This window comes from Streptomyces sp. R33 (assembly GCF_041200175.1).
Classification (GTDB): Bacteria; Actinomycetota; Actinomycetes; order Streptomycetales; family Streptomycetaceae; genus Streptomyces; species Streptomyces katrae_B.
The window spans coordinates 718,113-734,658 of record NZ_CP165727.1 but is presented as its reverse complement, the minus strand read 5'-3'; the positions used below and the strand labels follow the sequence as shown (position 1 = coordinate 734,658).

Annotated in this window: 15 protein-coding genes, 1 pseudogene and 1 riboswitch; of the genes and pseudogenes, 6 read left to right on the top strand and 10 right to left on the bottom strand. The window is 73.0% G+C overall.

The features are described 5' to 3' along the window. Positions 1-78: 78 nt before the first annotated feature. Both AB5J51_RS03765 and AB5J51_RS03760 read right to left on the bottom strand, forming a co-directional pair. The gene (locus AB5J51_RS03765; RefSeq protein WP_369776827.1) at positions 79-2,832 is read right to left on the bottom strand and encodes a lantibiotic dehydratase; all 2,754 of its coding nucleotides are present in this window, start codon (positions 2,830-2,832) and stop codon (positions 79-81) included. 112 nt (positions 2,833-2,944) lie between these two features. Beyond that, positions 2,945-3,136 carry a thiazolylpeptide-type bacteriocin gene (locus AB5J51_RS03760; protein ID WP_053790562.1) on the bottom strand — a complete coding sequence of 64 codons (192 nt, stop codon included), beginning with the start codon at positions 3,134-3,136 and terminating at the stop codon, positions 2,945-2,947. Between the two features lie 254 nt (positions 3,137-3,390). On the opposite strand from AB5J51_RS03760, the gene AB5J51_RS03755 reads away from it, so the two are divergent. The 3 genes from AB5J51_RS03755 to AB5J51_RS03745 all read left to right on the top strand — a co-directional run bounded on the left by AB5J51_RS03755 (position 3,391) and on the right by AB5J51_RS03745 (position 6,064). Next, complete coding sequence (locus tag AB5J51_RS03755; protein ID WP_053790563.1) at positions 3,391-3,945, top strand: YbaK/EbsC family protein; 555 nt, start codon at positions 3,391-3,393, stop codon at positions 3,943-3,945. 210 nt (positions 3,946-4,155) lie between these two features. Next, positions 4,156-5,106 (top strand): ion transporter, encoded by a 951-nt coding sequence (locus AB5J51_RS03750; RefSeq protein ID WP_369780212.1) that lies wholly within the window; start codon positions 4,156-4,158, stop codon positions 5,104-5,106. Positions 5,107-5,284: 178 nt separating this feature from the next. Next, entirely contained in the window at positions 5,285-6,064 is a 780-nt protein-coding gene (locus tag AB5J51_RS03745) for an MIP/aquaporin family protein (RefSeq protein ID WP_369776826.1), read from the top strand. Positions 6,065-6,170: 106 nt separating this feature from the next. Here AB5J51_RS03745 and AB5J51_RS03740 read toward each other — a convergent pair whose 3' ends face one another. The 3 genes from AB5J51_RS03740 to AB5J51_RS03730 form a co-directional block, all read right to left on the bottom strand. Continuing rightward, on the bottom strand, positions 6,171-6,599 hold the full coding sequence (locus tag AB5J51_RS03740) for a hypothetical protein (protein ID WP_369776825.1): 429 nt from the start codon (positions 6,597-6,599) through the stop codon (positions 6,171-6,173). After that, positions 6,592-7,041: an Ohr family peroxiredoxin gene (locus tag AB5J51_RS03735; protein ID WP_136227313.1), complete on the bottom strand. Its 450-nt coding sequence runs from the start codon at positions 7,039-7,041 to the stop codon at positions 6,592-6,594. The genes AB5J51_RS03740 and AB5J51_RS03735 overlap by 8 nt, the downstream gene beginning before the upstream one ends. Before the next feature lie 80 nt (positions 7,042-7,121). Continuing rightward, positions 7,122-7,185: riboswitch (guanidine-III (ykkC-III) riboswitch) on the bottom strand. A gap of 90 nt (positions 7,186-7,275) precedes the next feature. Next, the gene (locus AB5J51_RS03730) at positions 7,276-7,584 is read right to left on the bottom strand and encodes a putative quinol monooxygenase (protein WP_053790567.1); all 309 of its coding nucleotides are present in this window, start codon (positions 7,582-7,584) and stop codon (positions 7,276-7,278) included. A 299-nt stretch (positions 7,585-7,883) separates the two neighbouring features. Here AB5J51_RS03730 and AB5J51_RS03725 point away from each other — a divergent pair, with 299 nt between their 5' ends. Next, positions 7,884-8,993, top strand: a complete 1,110-nt coding sequence (locus AB5J51_RS03725) for a hypothetical protein (RefSeq protein WP_369776824.1) — start codon at positions 7,884-7,886, stop codon at positions 8,991-8,993. Between the two features lie 22 nt (positions 8,994-9,015). Here the strand turns inward: AB5J51_RS03725 and AB5J51_RS03720 are convergent, their stop codons facing one another. After that, positions 9,016-9,471, bottom strand: a complete 456-nt coding sequence (locus AB5J51_RS03720; RefSeq protein WP_053790569.1) for a YbhB/YbcL family Raf kinase inhibitor-like protein — start codon at positions 9,469-9,471, stop codon at positions 9,016-9,018. Between the two features lie 226 nt (positions 9,472-9,697). Here AB5J51_RS03720 and AB5J51_RS03715 point away from each other — a divergent pair, with 226 nt between their 5' ends. Together AB5J51_RS03715 and AB5J51_RS03710 are read left to right on the top strand one after the other, a co-directional pair. After that, the gene (locus AB5J51_RS03715; protein WP_369776823.1) at positions 9,698-10,846 is read left to right on the top strand and encodes a hypothetical protein; all 1,149 of its coding nucleotides are present in this window, start codon (positions 9,698-9,700) and stop codon (positions 10,844-10,846) included. A 95-nt stretch (positions 10,847-10,941) separates the two neighbouring features. After that, positions 10,942-11,229, top strand: coding sequence for a MoaD/ThiS family protein (locus AB5J51_RS03710; protein ID WP_053790570.1), 288 nt, complete (start codon positions 10,942-10,944; stop codon positions 11,227-11,229). A 41-nt stretch (positions 11,230-11,270) separates the two neighbouring features. Here AB5J51_RS03710 and AB5J51_RS03705 read toward each other — a convergent pair whose 3' ends face one another. From AB5J51_RS03705 to AB5J51_RS03690, 4 genes and pseudogenes are all read right to left on the bottom strand, one after another. Beyond that, positions 11,271-12,881: a PHB depolymerase family esterase gene (locus AB5J51_RS03705; protein WP_369776822.1), complete on the bottom strand. Its 1,611-nt coding sequence runs from the start codon at positions 12,879-12,881 to the stop codon at positions 11,271-11,273. A 189-nt stretch (positions 12,882-13,070) separates the two neighbouring features. Beyond that, positions 13,071-13,325 carry a hypothetical protein gene (locus AB5J51_RS03700; protein ID WP_136227318.1) on the bottom strand — a complete coding sequence of 85 codons (255 nt, stop codon included), beginning with the start codon at positions 13,323-13,325 and terminating at the stop codon, positions 13,071-13,073. Positions 13,326-13,572: 247 nt separating this feature from the next. Beyond that, positions 13,573-13,878: pseudogene (locus tag AB5J51_RS03695) on the bottom strand (MFS transporter); the annotation flags it as partial. A gap of 204 nt (positions 13,879-14,082) precedes the next feature. Then, on the bottom strand, positions 14,083-16,380 hold the full coding sequence (locus AB5J51_RS03690) for a CehA/McbA family metallohydrolase (RefSeq protein ID WP_369776821.1): 2,298 nt from the start codon (positions 16,378-16,380) through the stop codon (positions 14,083-14,085). Between the last annotated feature and the right edge of the window lie 166 nt (positions 16,381-16,546).

Here is a 16,546-nt window from a genome sequence, read left to right as displayed (position 1 = left end):
GGTGGCGGCGGGGCCCGCCGGGACGGGCGGCAGGAACGGCGCGGTCAGTACGCGTGGTTCGGGCGGCACGGAGTGCGCTCAGCCCGACCGGGCCGTGCGGGCAGGCCGGTAGGTCTCGGCGATGAGTTCCACGGCGTGCGCGGGGCGGCTCCGGCCGCCGAAGACGGGCAGCGCCTCCTCCAGCACCACGCCGCGCGGATGGCGGGCCAGCCAGCCGGAGAGGCAGCGCAGGTGCAGGGCGCTGCCCAGGTCGACGGCCTGCGGCTTCGGCGCGCGCAGACTCCGTACGAAGTCCTCGGCGGGCCGGCCGGCAGCAGGCTCCGGCACCGGGTGCAGGAACAACTGCTCGGGCAGCCCCAGCAGGGCCCGCCAACGGGCCGCCGCGGCGGCGGGGACCGCGCCGGGGTCGGCCGCGAGGTCGGCGCGGAGTGCGGCCAGTACCCCTTCGGGCAGGTGCCAGCGCTGCCGGGAGAGCACCGCGTGGGCGTGGCGCAGCCGGGGTGTGCGCCGCACCTCGCCGCCGGGGGCGGTCAGGGTGCGGCGGGGCAGGAGCCGCCGGAAGTCCACGACGCCGGCCGGATGGTCGCAGAGGAACGGCGCGAGGCGCCGCGGCAGCATGACCGGGGCGAGGAAGCCGAGGTAGAGGACGTCGAGGGGCTCGCCGGTGGCCCGCAGCCGAAGCCGGAGCTGGTCGGACACCGGGTCGTGGACCAACTCCACATCCGCCTCGGCGAGCGCGCTGCGGTACCGGTCGGGGCCGATCTCCTCGCCGGCCAGCAGCGGATGGAGATTGGCGTTGAAGCCGCCCACCGGGCGGATCTGGGCGGCCCGGGCGCCGTCGCCGAGGCCGTGGCGGATCGCGCCTGCCACCTGCGCGGCGGCGCCGTGGGGCAGGTGGTCCAGGAAGCGGCTGGTGAAACGGCCCCAGCCACCGTAGACGTGGTTGACGCAGAGCAGGCCGCCGGGGGCGGCGCCGTCCGGGGCGATTGCGGCCGGGGCCGCGCGTTGCACGAACCACGCGTAACTCAGCGGGCGGGCGGCGGTCCAGTCCGGCAGCCGGGCGGCGAGTCCGCGGACCTCCTCGGCGGGCAGGACGACCTCCTCGGCCCAGCCGCCGGGTGCGGCCGCCGAGGCGGTCCGTACGTGCTGCACGAACTCCTCCCGCAGCCCGCCCAGTTCGGCCAGCTCACGGGAGAGCCCCGGGTCGCCGGACGGCCGTACGGAGAGGCGCGCGGCCTCCTCCCAGGCGGCGGCGGTGTCGGCGCCGAACTCCCAGGGGGCCGGGCAGGTCCCACCGCGCCCGTAGCGCGAGACGAAGCGCTCCAGTGCGGCCCGCCGCATCAGGTGCCCGAGGTCGAACAGCTCCGCGAGAGCGTTGAGTTCACCGAGCACGGCCCGGTCCGCGCCGGTCAGCGTGCCCGTGGGGACCGGTTCGCCGGACCCCACGGCGGCGGTGGCCGCCTGTGCGGTGGCGAGCACGTGATCGGCGAGCACGTCCTCGGAGAGCACGCTCAGCGGGGCGGCATCGGCCGGCACGGGCCGGCCGGCGTCGGCCAGCAGGCGGCGCCAGCGGTCCGCCAGGTCGGCGAGCAGGGCGGGCCGCTCCTCGGCCCGGGCGTTCGCGAACCCGGCGGTGTCGGCGGCCATCCGGTCGATCCGATCGCCCAGCGCCGCGTCCTCGGGCCATCGGCTCAACCAGACGGCCAGCGCACGCAACGGGTGCGGGTGCTGAGGGTCGACGGGCTCCACGGGCACCAGCAGGCCACCGTCCGTGAGTTGACCGAGGAAGCGGCCGACGGCGGGGTCCGTGCGGGGGCGACCGAGGGCCGCGCCGAGCCGGACCGCCAGCTCGTCCAGGGTCGCGGGCGGGGCTGCGAGCGCGTCGAGCGCGGTCAGGGCCGGGCGCGCGGCGAGCTCGATCGTCTCCTCGTGGGTGACGAGGTAGCGGCCGCCCGCGAAGACCGTGCGGTCCCGCACGTACAGGGCCCGCCCGTCGGAGGTGTGCCGCGCCCCGCTGGTCATGCGGTGGGCGAGCGCGCGCCGGCGGCGCGGTTCGTCCAGCAGCGCGGCGACGAGCGCCTCGACGAGCGTCCGGTGCTCCCGCACCACGGACCGCAGCGGCGGCAGCCCCGGTACCGGCTCGGCCGACGGATCCGGACCACCGGACCACCCCACAGCGGTGAACCACGACAGCGGACTGGTCTTCGTAGTGGCACGCAGGGCGTGCCGCAGTACCGAAGGTTCCTCCTTGCGGGCCCTGCGCCCGCCTTCGTCCCGGGCGGCCCGGGACACTGCGCGCAGCAGGTCGCCACTGGTGAGCGCGGCGGCCCGGGTGAAGCCGGGGGAGCGGCACACTTCCGCGAGGGCGGAGCGCTCGGCGGTCAGGGCGTCGGGGACGGCCGTGGCCAGATCTGCGAGGAGTGCGTCGCGGAGCTCGCGCAGGTTCAGCCAGGTGCCGAGCCGGGGCACCCGTGTCGGCAGGTCGTCGAGGCGGGCCAGCAGGACGGGGCGGGGGGTGCGGCCGTTGTGCAGCGCCCGGCGCAGCGGGAGCACCACGTGGCGGTGGAACTCCTCGGTGTGTCCTGGCCGGGAGGCGAACAGGTCGTCGCACAGCGCCGGACGCAGTACGTCCTCCTGTGCCGCGAGGGCGGTGAGCCGGTCGAGCAGGAGTCGTACCCGCGCGGCCTTCTCCGGTTGCGCAGGATGCGCCGCCACCGTGGTGCGGACCAGCGCGTACGGGGCGGCCCCGGCGGGCGGACCCGCCGGAGGGAGAGCGGTCCCCGACGCGGGCGCGGCGTGTTGCGGTGCGGCTGGCTGGGCGGGGTGCGGCAAGGCGGGCTCCCGTGGTGCGGTGTGGGCCTGTGAGCTGTCCTGCGGCTCGGGCCGCAGCCCGTGCGGCCGGCCCGGGTGGGCCGGCCGCACGGGAGCGGCCGCTTCACAGCCGTCAGACGACGGGCGTCTCCACCTGCGGCTGGGCGCAGGAGGACGAGCCCTGGCAGGAGCAGGAGCCCCATGAGGCGCCGTTCTCGGGCAGTGCGGCGGTGTCGCTCAGCGCGGTGACGGTCAGCTCGCTGAGGTCCAGGTCCAGGTCCAGATCGAGGTGGTTGTACCCGGTGGTGGCAGAGGCTTCGGACATGCGGATTTCCTCTCGTTCATGAGGGGTTGCGGAACCGCGAAGACGGCGTCGGCTGGCCGGCGCCCGCGGCCGACGGGCGGAGTGCCCCCGGGGAACAGACGGTTCGTGGTCGGGAGCATCCGAATGAGTCGTGGTGCAGCACGAGTGTCTGCGCCGTCACGGACCGTCGGCAACTGCACATGTCATGTCGGCCTGTTGTCCCGTCGTGGTAAGTCACGTCTCCATCCGACGGACGGCCGTGCACAATGGCAGGCATGCGCGCACCCATCGGTTCCTTCGACAACGCCCGCCCGGCGCCGGACTGCCTCGCCGAACTCACCGGGCCGGTGGCCGAGGCGGTCCGCACCTGGCACGGCACTGTCCCGGCCGAGGACATCGTGTACGTCGACACCGATCCGGCCATCGCGGACACCGCCGCCTTCGTCGAGCACTACGGGCAAGAGCTCCTCGCGCAGTCGGCGAACTGCGTGATCGTCTCCGCCAAGCGCGGTGGCGAGTCCACGCTGGCCGCGTGCCTGGTCCCCTCCGGAGCCCGTGCCGATGTCAACGGCGTGGTGCGCCGTCATCTCGCCGCCCGCAAAGTGTCCTTCGCGCCGATGGACACCGCGGTGCAGCTCAGTGGCATGGAGTACGGCGGCATCACCCCCATCGGCCTGCCGTCGGACTGGCCGTTGCTGGTGGACTCCGTCGTGGTCGGGCTGCCGTACGTACTGGTCGGCAGCGGCCGCCGCCGCGGCAAGCTCATCGTTCCCGGGAAGCTGTTCGCGCAGCTCCCGGGCGCTGAAGTGATCGAAGCCCTCGCCGCCTGACCCCTGCCCACCCGCCCGGCGCGCTCGGCACGCGACGGGCCGGGCCCTCGGCTCCTCCTGCGGTCCCCGATCGGGGGATGTGTCGGGCCGGGGCGTCTCGAATCCGGCCGTACGGCGTTACACGACGCGGAGCTTGATCAAAGCCTCGGCGTCCACCGGGGCGCGATACGACGTGCGACCGGGGCGCCGGTGGCCGGGCAGGGGAGCATGATGCCAGACCTCATCGAGGCGTACAGCGGCCGCCGAAGGCTTGCCGCGCGCTGCCGTCACGTATGCGAGAAGCCGGTGTTCTCGCTCGGCGTCATCTCGGTGATCCTGTTGAACGCCGTACTGCTGGGCATCGAGACCTACAGCGGATTGTCGGTGGAGTACGGCGACCTCCTCGATTCGGCCGAACGGTTCTGCGTCGCCGCGTTCAGCCTCGAGATCCTGATCCGCCTGGGCGCGCACATCGACCGGCCGAAAGCTTTCTTCCGGGACCCGTGGAACGTGTTCGACCTGCTGGTGGTCTCTTCGGCCTTCGTCCCCTTCCTGCGGGAAAACACCACCCTCTTGCGCCTCTTGCGGCTGGCGCGGGTACTGCGCACCGCGCAGTTCATGCCGCAGCTACGGGTCCTGCTCGTCGCCGTCGGCCGCAGTCTGCCGGGAACGGTCAGCTTCCTGTTCGTGGGCGCCCTGATCCTGTACGTCTACGCCATGATCGGCTGGATCTGCTTCGCCGGGCACGACCCGGAGCACTACGGTTCCCTCGGCCGGGCCGGACTGACGCTGTTCCTGCTGATGACGCTGGAGGGCCTGGGCGATGCCGTTCACGCCGGACTGGCGGTCTCCCCGTTCAGCATCCTCTTCTACGCCTCGTACGTGCTCCTTGCCTCCTTCGTCCTGGTCAACGTGCTGATCGGGGTCGTACTCAACGCCCTGGAAGAGGCGCGCGAGATGGAAGCGGCGGCGAACCGGACCGAACAGGTCACCGCCTGGCAGCCGCCCGCGGGGCACGCAGCACAGCCGCTCCCGGAGGCCGCCGACGAACTCCGCCTGCGGATTGCAGCGGTCCGCAGCGCCCTCGACGACATGGAGGCCCAGCTCGACCCCACGAGCGGAGCCGCACCCGTCATGACCGCGTCCCCCTCCCCGGCCCGGGCATCGGTCGGCGCCCGGTAGGGCGAACGCCGGAAGGCGGAGTGCCACCGGCCAACGCGGGGCATCCCACCCCGCCCGTCGGCGTGTACGCGCACCTTGCAGCCGTGGAGTGCCGCACGCTTCCTGGAGGCGCCCACGGGCGCGCGCACCCGAGCGCCGAGGGCGCCCGATCGACGGGAGAACCATGAGCGGAGGCGAGATGTCTGGTTCCGGTTCCCCGGCCGCTCCACCCGGAACACACACGGGTTCCGGCCCGGCGCCCGGGCCAACGGAGCCCGAGCGCCGCGGTTACCCCCTGTACGAGTTCGCCCTGACCGCGGTGCTGATGTTCGCCGTGGTCACGGCCATCCGCTGGGTACTCGATCCGGCTTCCCCCCTCGCCCTGGCACACGTCCGGTCGGCCCTCCTCGTGGTGGGTGCGCTGGCCGGGGCAGCCGTCTTCGGGCTGATCCGCTCCCCGTGGGGTCGGCGTTCGGGTGGTCACATGAATCCCGCGATCACGCTCGCGCTGTGGCTGTTGGGGGCTTTCCCCGGCCGGGGCGTGGCGGTGTACGTCGTCGCGCAGCTGGGCGGGTCGGTCGCCGGGACGGCTCTGGCCCGCCTGGCCTGGGGGCCGGCGGTCGCCCGGGTCGGCTACGGCGCGGCGGCTGCGGCGCCGTCGTGGAACGGCTGGGCCGTCTTTGCGGCCGAGGGCGGCTGCCTGGTCGTGATCACCCTGATGATCGGCTTTTTCCTCACCCGCCCGGCCCGCGAACGATGGTTCCCCTGGGCCCTGGCGGTTCTCATCTGCGCGATCGTGGCCGTCCTGGGCCCCCTCAGCGGCGGCGCCGCCAACCCCGCCCGGCAGTTCGGACCCGCGCTGATGTCGGGAAGCACCGCAGCCTTGTGGATCTACCTCGTGGCACCCGCTCTCGGCGCCGCCCTGGGCGCTGCCGTCCACCACCTGTTCCGGCGGGGCTCCGCCCACCGCATGGCTTGAAGTCACGCAACTCAAAACCTGACGATCCACACCGCGTACTACGGCACGTGACGGCGTGACGGCAGCGTGCCGGAAAGCGTTCAAGGACGCCTTCCGGCACGTCCGTTCATGTCCGCCAGTACGTGCCCGCACGGGAATCGACGTGTACGAGATGCCGGCCGACGCGCACCACGTGGTAGCCGGTACCGGCCCAGGAGCCGGTGTCGCCGTGGGCGGCGGGCAGTGGGGTCCAGACCTCCAGGAACGTACTGCCGTCCGTGTTGGTGCCCCACTCGATGAGGTTCGCACCCTCCCGCCGGAAGGTGCCCGTGTCCTCGCCGGGCTCGCCCTGCAGGTGGTGGAAGCGCACGCGCGAACCGTCGAAGGACGTGACGCCGGCGAAGCCCCGGCTGTCGGCGAAGTACGGACCGGCCTGCAGCCACACCACCTCGCGGTCTTCCACCAGGGGCCCGCCGTTGCGGCTGATGCCGCGCCGCAGCCACGCACCCCGCTCGGGCACCGGGATGCCCGGCCCGCCCGCCGCCGGCTCAGGCATCGACGGCGGCGGTGTCGTCCACGGCCTGCAGCGAGACCTCGATGTTCCCGCGGACCGCCTGGGAGTAGGGACAGACCGCGTCCGCCCGGTGGAGCAGGGGAAGCAGATCGGCCGCCTTCCACCCCGGCAGGCCGACCGTGAGGCCGACCGCGAGACCGTAGCCCGCGGGCGTGTCGGTGGTACCGAGCTGTACCTCGCACGCGACGCGCGCGGCCGAGGCATCCGCCCCGAACTCGGCGGCGACCTCGGCCAGCGCAGAGGTGAAACAGGCGGCGAACCCGGCCGCGAACAACTGCTCGGGGTTGGTCGTACCGGGCACCTTCTTGCGCGGCGGGGCCAGACGGACGTCGAGGCGCCCGTCGTCGGTGACCACCGATCCGGTACGTCCCCCGCTGGCGTGTGCGGTCGTCCGGTAGAGGGTGCGGGTCAGCGGCACGGTCATGTGGTCAGCCCATCTGTGCGACGAGGGAACGCCGCCCGGGGCCGGACAGCGCGTCGGCGCCTGCCGGTGGGACGGCGCCTGGCGCGTCGTCGTGCATGACCGGGTACGGCGCATCTCGTCCGGGGCCTCGGGTACCGGGCCGCCGGACAATCTAGCAACGGGAGCGGGCCCGCCGGGACCGCCACAAGTGGTGACCCTCCTCACCCGCCCCCACCCCCGGCTGACGCAGCCGGGTCAGCCCATGGTCTGGTGGTCCGCGATGTCGCAGTCGGTGTAGACCGGCGGCCTGGTCATCAAGGCCGAGAGCTGCTGGGCCAGCTCGTTCGTCTCCGGCGCGTTGCTGTTGGCCATCGCGGCCTCGTGGGACTCGAACTGGACCACGGCGAGGTAGCGGTTGGGATTGGCCCGGTCCTTGAGCAGGGTGCGGGACACCGGGGTACCGGTCCGGCCCGTCGATCGGGCCCGCTCCTCGTAGCCGCGCAGGAGGTCTCGGACCTCGTCGATGCGTTCGGTCTCGAAGTCGATGATCTGTGCGAACTGCATGCTTCCGGTTCCTCCTGGCGGATCGCGGCCCCCGCGGACGGGGTCCTTCCTGCCGCCAGCAAACACCGCCGCGCGTCGCACCCCCGCCTGATACGTCCGTCGGCGCGGCGATTCCACGAGGTTGGCGGGTGGCGCGGGGCCCTCCTTCCGGCGAGCGCGGAGCACCGCGGGCCACAGGCCCACGCCCGCCGCTGCGCGCCCGCCGGGGTGATCCGTGTCCGGCTTGCCTTCCGAGCCTCCGGTGCGCGCATCATCGGAAGGGGGGACGCCTGGGAGTCGCCTGGGGATGGTGATGAGGAATGAGGCTGTCGTTCCTGGAACCCCTGTACACGGCGTCCGGCCCGTTCGCCTCGGTGTACCTGGACACCTCGCGGGACATCGCGCAGCCCGACCGGTCCGTCGCCCTGCGCTGGGGCCGGCTCCGCGCGGACCTGACCCGGCAGGGCGCGGACCGGGCGCTGCTCGGCGCACTGGAGGAGGCGGTCGGCGCGGACGCGGAGCTGCCCGGAACGCACGGGCAGGCGATCTTCGCGGCCAGCGGCTCGCTCGTCATGGACGGGGAACTGCCCAGGCCGCCCGCCCGCGACTCGGCCCGCTACAGCACCCTGCCGGATGCGATGCCGCTGGTCACCCAGCATCTGCCGGAGATCCCCTACCTGGCGGTGGTCGTGCACTACGGCGGGCTGCCGACGGCCGAGACGCACGGCTGGGTGAGAGTGGAGGCGGAGTCCGGCACCTGGCCCGCCTCCACGGTGACCCCGGGTGAGCGGCTGCACCACGAGGTGGCGGTGGCCTCCTGGCACCACAGCGCCGTCCGGCTGGGCCACCGGCTGGACGCCTGGGCACGGCGCACCCACGCCGACGCCGTCGTCGTCGGCGGGGACGCGTGGGCGGGCAACGTCCTGGTCCGCCGACTGCCGCACGCCCTGAGCGGCAAGGTCGTACGGGTCGGGGGCCCCACCCCGACGGACACCGGACGGGCCCTGCTGGAGCCACAGCTCGAGAGCGTCTTCCGCGGCCGGATGGCCGCGCACGACCGCGACCTAGTGAACATCTTCATCGGCCGCCGGGCCCTGGGCGGACCCGCGACGGAAGGGATGGAGGCCACTTTGGCCGCCCTCCAGCGCGGCCAGGTCGCGGCGCTGCTGCTGAACCACCTGCCCGCCGCGTCACTGCGGCTGTGGACCGGTCCGCAGCCCAGCCAGCTCGCCCTGACCGAGGAGGAGCTGATCACTTTCGGAGTACGGGCGCCCCACGAGGAACCCGCCGCCGAGGCGCTGGTGCGGGCCCTCGTCGGCACCGCCGCGGAACTGGTCGTCGTACCGGCGGACGACCTGGATCTGGACGAGGGGGTCGGGGCGCTGCTGCGGTACGCCGACGCCGACGCCAACGCCGACCGCCCGGCCTGACGGTGCACCCCGAGGGGAGTCCCTAGCGCCGCTGATAGGTGCCCACCAGGGTGCCGCTCGCGAGGTCCTTGCCGTGCACGGCGCCGTGCACGGCGTCCACGCTGGGCCGGTCGTGCAGGCGGACCGGCTGCGACAGCGCGTACAGGCGGAAGAAGTAGCGGTGCGGCCCGTGCCCGGGCGGCGGCATCGGTCCGCCCCAGCCCGGCCGTCCGAACCCGTTGGGCCAGGACGTCCCGCCGTGCGGCTCCTGCCCCTCCTCCACCCCGCCGGTCCACGGATCGATGCCCGTCACCAGCCAGTGCAGGAAACTGGGCCCCGGCGCGTCCGGGTCCTCGCACAGGAGCAGCAGCTCCGCCGTGCCATCGGGGGCGGCCGTCCAGGTCAGGGGTGGCGAAACGTCTTCCCCCTCGCCGCTGTAGCGGCGGGGGATCTCCGTGTGGTCTGCGAAAACGGAGCTGGTCAGCTGAATTCCGGTCACGGCCGCCGTCTTCCCCGCCCGCGGCCCTCCCCGTACCGCTCCGGACCCGGATTCCAGCCGACCGGCCCCAAGGTCCGTCCCGTACGGGCGAGCGTGCTGCTGCGGCTGACCGGCCGGTCGGCGGGCACGCGACGGGTGGGCAGGGCATCCTGGAAGTGGTGTGCCGTTCTGCGCCGCCATCGTCACGCCGTCCCGAAAAGCCTTCCTGAACCCCCTGGGGGACATCATGGAACTCGGCTTTCTCAAACCTCTCTTCGCCCGCCAAGGGCCCTGGGCCTCGGTATACATCGAGACCACCCGGGCGACCGAGGACGCGCAGCGGATACAGAAGCTCCGTGAGCGCGAGGTCGCGTCCCAGTTGATCGACGCGGGCGCCGACGCATACACCGTCCGGGCCGTGGTGAACCGGCTCGCCGGGGAACCCGTCAGCGGGGCACCGCCCGGCCGCGCGCTGTTCGCCGCGGGCGCCGAGGTCGTACTCGACATCCCGCTCGGCGCGTCCCCGGCCGCCACCGGGGCGACCTGGTCGTTCCTGCCGCACGTCGCCCCGCTGGCCGGCCTGCGCGGCGACGAGCCGAGCTGCCTGGTGGCGTACATCGACCACACGGGCGCCGATCTGGAGCTGCGCGACGCCCATCACCGGGAGGCCGTGGGCCAGGCCCAGGGCCGGGAGTGGCAGGGCCGCGGGCACCGCAGCATCCCGGCGGACCGGTACGAGTGGCACTACCGGAACAAGGTCGAGAACGCCTGGAACGAGACGGCAGGCATCATCGCGACGGAACTCGCCCGGCAGTGGCCGGAGAGCGGCGCCGATCTGGTGGTGCTGACCGGCGATCCCCGCGAGCGCCGGGCCGTCCGCAACCAGCTGCCCGAGCAGATGCGGGCGATGACCGTCGAAGTCGACAGCGGCGGCAGGTCGCCCGGCGCCTCGAAGGCCGCCCTCGACCGCGAGATCGCGCAGGTGCGCGAGAAGTTCGCCCGCGAGCGGCTCGAGAGCGCCCTGGAGCGCTTCCGCATGGGCCGGGGCCGGCCCGGCGAGCACCGCGAGTCCACGGTGGACACCGGTCCGGGTGAGGCGGCCGAGGGCATGCCGGCCGTCGTGGACGCCGTACGCACCCACCAGGTGGCCACGCTGCTGCTCAGCCCCGACGGCTCCGACGCGGCGCGCGAGGTGTGGATCGGTCCCGGCGTCGACGAGGTCGCGGTGCAGCGCGGGCAGGCGGAGGCGATGGGCGTGCACAAGCCCGTACGGGCCCGGGCCGACGACGCGCTCCTGCGGTCCGCGGCAGCGGCCGGCAGCGAGGTGCTCCTCGTACCGGCGGGTGTGCCCGGGCCGTCGGGGGGTCTGGGGGCGGTGCTGCGCTGGACCATCTGACAGCGGACTTCGTGTTCCCCACCCCGGTCCGCGGCCGAGCGCCGGCGGGCCGGGCAGTCCGGCCGTTGTCAGTGGCGGCTCGTACGGTGCGGTGCATGAGTATGGTGACGTTCACCGATGAGACCACCGCCGCGCGCGGCGCCCGCGGCCGGGGTGTGGAGATCGCCGAGGACCGGCTCGCACTGCGTGAGCTGATCCGGCTGCGGGTCTCCAGGGACGCCGTCGATCCGAAGGCGTGCACGGCCCTGGCGCTCACCGCGTTCCGGCGCAGCGGTTTCCTCGTCATGGTCGACAACCGCCGGGTGCGGGACTTGGACGAGGAGATCGACCTCAGACCGGGCACCGAGGTCACCTTCCTGAAGCTGGCGCTGGCGGGCGGCTGACGAACGCCGTCGGCCCCCCCACGGCGGGCCGGGGCGGACGGCTACCGGTATTCGACGGTCAGCGTTGCCCGCGTGTTCCTGTTCACGAACAGATGGGCGAAGGCGGTCTGGTTCCGCTCGAACCGCAGCCGGATCTGGGTCCGGCCGGACCGGTTGACCGCGCCGAGCCCCGCCGGGCTCAGGTTCGTCGACGCCTTGCTGCCCGTGGTGAACGAGGCGACCTCGGCCGCCCCTTGGGCCGTCGCCGGGGCCGCCCAGTCCGAGGGGGCGACGGAGCAGCCGCCCAGGCAGCCGTTCTGGACGTCCACGAGGAGGCGGTTGCCGACCGGGCTCGCCCAGGGGTCGCCCGAGCCGCTGCTCCTGGTCAGCGTCACGTAGGCCCGGGTGATGGTCTTGTCCGCCGGGATGGCGGACGTGTCGAAGGACAGCACCGTCCGGTTGAACTTGGCGTCGGTGCCACGCCCGAGGGCCAGGCCAAACGTACCCTCCAGGGTGCCCACGGCGGCGCCGGAGCCGTCGGCCGCCGCCTTGGTGTAGCCGTCCTCCGCGTCGATGCTGGACAGTGTCACGCTGCCGCCCCCGGGCGGTGTCTCTCCGCCCCCGCCGCCGAGGGCGCGGACCATGGACATGATCGCCTCGATCTGCTTGCCGCCGTGCCGGGAGTAGGCGGAATCGCCGAGGTAGCCCCACCAGTTCCAGCAGCCGTTGGGGTTGTCCAGCGTCGTCGTGGGGATGGCCTGCGGGTAGAGCACGATGAGGTCGTTCGTGTCGGCGTGCTCGTTCAGGTGGGCCTTGTCGAGGAAGGTGGTTCCGAAGCCCTGGTACGAGTACCCCTGCTTGCAGCCGTGCAAGGCGACGACCACCTTGCAGGTGGCGTTGTTCGCACAACTCTGCGGCACGTAGACGAAGCCCGTCTCGTCCATGGAGACCGCCTTGGCCCGCCCGCCGGGTACGTACCGGTTCTGGTCGAACCGGATGAGCGAGCCGCCCGGTGCGGCCGCGGGCGCCTTGACGGAGCCGAGCAGATGGCCCAGGAAGGTCCGCTCGGCGTCGATCCCGCAGTTGTTGATGAACGGGGTGGCCGTGGCCGTGCAGGCATTCGGCCCCAGAGGACTGATCCAGGCGTGGCCCGCGGCGGTGCCCTTGTCGTAGAGGACGTTCGCTCCGAAGTGGGCGTAGTAGTCGGCCAGCGCGCTGACGACCGGCTGCTTGACCGTCGCGTCGCCCGTTCCGCTGAACAGGTAGACCGGATCACCGGACAGCCCCGCGACATCGTCGATCGCGCCCTGTGCCGCCCGGTCGACCGTGGTCTGCTCGAGCTGGGCGAGCTGCGGGTCCTGGGTGGTGTTCATACAGGCGTTCAACGCGGTGTCGAGGTTGTTCCGCGCACAGTGGTACGGGCCGGACGCGAAGACGGCCGAGCCGTCGAACGTACCGGAATAGGCCACGTGCAACTGGGTCGCCATATAACCCCCGGACGAGATGCCGGCGCTGTAGACCCCGTCGACGGCATAGGACTTCAGCTCGCCCGGCACGGGCGGCACCGCGGTCGCCCGCGGTGCCGGTACAGCGACGAGAGCCCCCAAGAGGGCCGCAGCAAGGACGGCAGCGGCCCTGCCGCGCACGCCCGGCCTGCCAAGGAACGAGTTCACGGACACCTCCGGGAAGCGAGCGGCTCACCCGACCCTGATGGCCGGAAGGTGACCGTACGCCCGGCCGGCTCCGCGTACCCATGGCGAGGAGCACCACAATCAGCCGCGGTGCGATGGTGCCTGCGCGCGCCGCCCGTACGGGCGGGAGACCGCGAGTTCCTTCTCCAGGAGCTGCGCGATCGGCAGCGGTCACGCGGGATCGTCCTGGCCACGGCCGGACCCGGAGAATTCCGCTTTCCCGGGGAGAAGGGCAACTGCCGCGGCCGCCGTGACCAGCACTGCCGCGCCCGCGTAGAACGCGGCCGAGACGGCGGTGGTGACCGCAGCCTTGAGAGCCGGGACCAGGTCGGCGGGGATCCCGGCGGGCAGGGGCGACCCCTGCTGTGTCGCCGCGACCGTCTTCCCGATGGAGCGCTCGACCTGGTCGAAGCGGTCGGCAGGCATACGGCCGTCCCGTCGGAGGATCTGGCTCAGCCGCGCGCCCTGTACATTCGCAACGATCGCGCCCATGACCGCCAGACCCAGCGCTGCGCTGATCTCCCGGGCGGTCTGCAACAACCCCGCCGCGCTGCCGCGCATCCGCGTGGCGGTGCCGTTGAGCGCGGTGCTCCAGGCCGGGCTGATGCAAAGAGACGCTGGACGAGATGCCCATGGCCTGGCCCCGCTCCCCGCGTCCGAATTCCTTGACGATGATCACCTGGGAGGCGGGCCGGAGGACCGCTGCACCGGCCCCCTGGGCCGCGCGCGCGGCGATGAGCCAGGCCTCGGACCGGGCCAGACCCGCCGCGATCGAGGCCACGACGAACAGCACGGTTCCGTAGCGGAAGGCGCGTGCGTGCCCGAAGACGTCGCCGACGCGTCCGCCGAGCGGGCTCATACAGGCGAAACTGAGCAGATACGCATTGATGACCCACTGCGCTCCGGTAGCCGAAGCGTCCAGATTCCGCTGGATGGTGGGAAGGGCGACCAACACCACCAGGGCATCGATGGCGATCATCGCCGAAGCGCAGGTCATCCCGCCCAGGACCCACCAACGGTGACGCGCGCCCATGAATTGCTGTCGCCGCTTCACGAATTCCCTTCCGGTAGATTCCGAGCGACGGAGACCAGAGCCTGACGGGAGTTCGGCCTGCTTCGAGAAGGGCACAACCGTAACAAGATGAGCTGACTCGGTTCGTGTGGACACTCTGACGAACGGGTTTCAGCCTGCGCTGACGGCCGTCACGTGCGTCGTGCCGTCACGCAGGGCGGTGATGCGAACCTGCCCTGCGGGGAAGGGGTCCCTCCCGTTCGGACCGGGAATCTGGGCGAACGGCGTCCAGGAGCCGTCCGGCCTCCTCACGTTGTGCCAGATCCGGCCGTCGAGCCCGACCGCCACGACCTGGGCGGAGCCGTCCGGAGTTCCGGCGATTCCGATGGCGCTGGCGCCCATGGTGGGGGTGGTGACGCCCCGCGGCGGCCGGAATCCGGTCCAGGAGCCGTCGGGCCGCCGCTGCTGGTGGTACACCATCCCGTCCAGCCCGATCGCGAGGACCTGGGAGGAACCGTCGGGCATGCCGGCGATGGCCAGGGCGGGACCCGAGAACGTCGCGGCACCGTTGTACCCGGCCAGGCGGCCCCAGGCCGTCCACGTACCGTCCCGCCCGCGAACGCAGTGGTACATGGCGCCGTCGGTGCCGTAACTGAGCAGCTGGGCGGACCCGTCGGGCATGGCGGTGACCGACACCTTCGTCGCACCCCAGCGGCTCTTCGCGCTGAACCCGGACACGGCCCGGAACCCGGGCAGGGTTCCGTCGGCGCGCCGCTGCTGGTGGTACGTGGTCCCGTCCAAGGCCGTCACCACGAGCTGGCAGGTCCCGTCGGGGAACGCGGCGATGTCCGCCTCCCGGATGGTGAACCCCGTTGCGCCGTCCGGTCCCGCGACGCGCTGCCAGGGCTGGAGCGTGGCCGAACCCCGTACGGCCGTCAGCCACAGGCTGTTGTCGAGCGCGATGCCGAGCACCACGACCGAGCCGTCGGCCATGCCGGCCGCCGCGCTCTGCACCCCCGCGAAGGACGCGGCACCGGCTCCGGCCCCCGGCAGCGGACGCATACTGCTCCACGATCCGTCGGGGCGGCGCTCGGTGTGGAAGAGCGCACGCCGCTCGACGTCGTACGGGGGCAGTTGCGCGGAGTAGAACCACACCGGGTTGGTGATGGCCACCAGTTGGTCCAGCGTGGTGGAGGCGGGCTTGGGCCGCCGCACCTCGGCGCGGGCGAACAGGGAGGCCTTGCCCCAGCCGCGCCAGTGCAACCGTCCCCTCCCGCTGCCGTCGATGCAGGTGGCGGCCATGATGCCCCACTCGGTGTACAGCGTGGCGATGCTATCCGGGGCGCCCGTCACGTCCAAGGTCACGTCGACGGCGTCGAAGAGCGACAGGGGCAGTTCCTCGCCGGGTCCGGCGACCGCCCTGCCGGTGCGGGCGGTGAAGTCCACGGTCACGGCCGCGGATTCGACGGCGTACGACCGGCCCAGGCGCAGTGCGTCCAGTACGGCCGTCGTGGACAGGCTGGTCGCGTGCACCACGTTGTGCGGCCGGCCGACGGCGTCCGCGGGGCTGTGGGCGTCGCTGTTGCCCACGGCGGCGACGCGCTTGCCCAGGCACAGCATGACGTGCCAGGCGGCGATGTTGGCCGCATCGTCCAGCGTCCACGGCCCGTTCCACACCTCCAGCGCGTCCACGCGGTCGAGCCCGAACTCCCAGAAGGAGCCCGCTGCCGGAGTGAGCGGATGGGCAGCGATCGTGAGGCCGCCCAGGCTGTGCACGCGCCGGGCGTGGCTCTCGAACGCCCCCTGGTCCGCAGGGCCGTAGCGCCAGTCCACCCATTCGCCCTGGGGCAGGCCGACGGCCAGCCAGTGACCGTGGCGGGTGGTGACCTCCTCGGCGTTGATGACCAGCAGGTCCGTCGGGACGTTGCCGCGCCATGTCAGGCCGGTGGAGCTGGTGTTGTGGTCGGACGTGGCGATGAAGTGCAGCCCCTCCTGGCGGGCGGCGGCGACGATCTCGTCCACCGTGCGCTTCCCGTCGGAGTGCACGCTGTGCAGGTGCAGGTCGCCCCGGTACCAGCCGGGCCCGTGGCCCGCCAGCGAGCCGGGCAGGAGGTCGTACGGGGCCCGGGGCAGCGGGTCTCCGAAGTGCAGGGTGACGTCGACCTGCCAGGCCATGCCGCCGTCGGCGCCGACCATCGGCCCGAGGATGACGGACCAGCTCCCGGGCTCGACCGGCGCCGGTATGTAGCCGGGGGTGGCGTCCGCCGCGGAGAGGGTGAAGCCGGCCCGCTCGCCGCCCGACCAGCCGCGGAAGCCGGACGGGCCGAAGACACCGAGGTCCAGGATGCCGGCGGCTGCGTCGTGTGAGGTCTCGACGGAGATCCGCTGCACCCCCGTGGGGACGTCGAAGGCGACGTACGCCCACTGGTCGTTGCCCTTCGGGGCGCGGCCCTGGTAGGTGGTGGTCACGGTGTCGGTCCCCTGGCCCCGCGTCGCGGCGTGCGCGATCGGTGCGGGAAGCAGTGCGGAGGCCCCGCCTGCGGCCAGCAGGGCGCCTAATCGGAGCAGGGACCTGCGCTCGACACCCGGGCCGGGGTCGGCCACGGCATTCGGGAGGTGTTCACTCGACACGGCG

Excerpts from the sequence above, each read along its gene's own strand:
- AB5J51_RS03760 (WP_053790562.1), bottom strand. The coding sequence starts at position 3,136 with ATGTCCGAAGCCTCTGCCACCACCGGGTACAACCACCTCGATCTGGAC.
- AB5J51_RS03755 (WP_053790563.1), top strand. The coding sequence starts at position 3,391 with ATGCGCGCACCCATCGGTTCCTTCGACAACGCCCGCCCGGCGCCGGAC.
- AB5J51_RS03750 (WP_369780212.1), top strand. The coding sequence starts at position 4,156 with ATGCCAGACCTCATCGAGGCGTACAGCGGCCGCCGAAGGCTTGCCGCG.
- AB5J51_RS03745 (WP_369776826.1), top strand. The coding sequence starts at position 5,285 with ATGTCTGGTTCCGGTTCCCCGGCCGCTCCACCCGGAACACACACGGGT.
- AB5J51_RS03740 (WP_369776825.1), bottom strand. The coding sequence starts at position 6,599 with ATGCCTGAGCCGGCGGCGGGCGGGCCGGGCATCCCGGTGCCCGAGCGG.
- AB5J51_RS03735 (WP_136227313.1), bottom strand. The coding sequence starts at position 7,041 with ATGACCGTGCCGCTGACCCGCACCCTCTACCGGACGACCGCACACGCC.
- AB5J51_RS03730 (WP_053790567.1), bottom strand. The coding sequence starts at position 7,584 with ATGCAGTTCGCACAGATCATCGACTTCGAGACCGAACGCATCGACGAG.
- AB5J51_RS03725 (WP_369776824.1), top strand. The coding sequence starts at position 7,884 with ATGAGGCTGTCGTTCCTGGAACCCCTGTACACGGCGTCCGGCCCGTTC.
- AB5J51_RS03715 (WP_369776823.1), top strand. The coding sequence starts at position 9,698 with ATGGAACTCGGCTTTCTCAAACCTCTCTTCGCCCGCCAAGGGCCCTGG.
- AB5J51_RS03710 (WP_053790570.1), top strand. The coding sequence starts at position 10,942 with ATGAGTATGGTGACGTTCACCGATGAGACCACCGCCGCGCGCGGCGCC.
- AB5J51_RS03700 (WP_136227318.1), bottom strand. The coding sequence starts at position 13,325 with ATGCCTGCCGACCGCTTCGACCAGGTCGAGCGCTCCATCGGGAAGACG.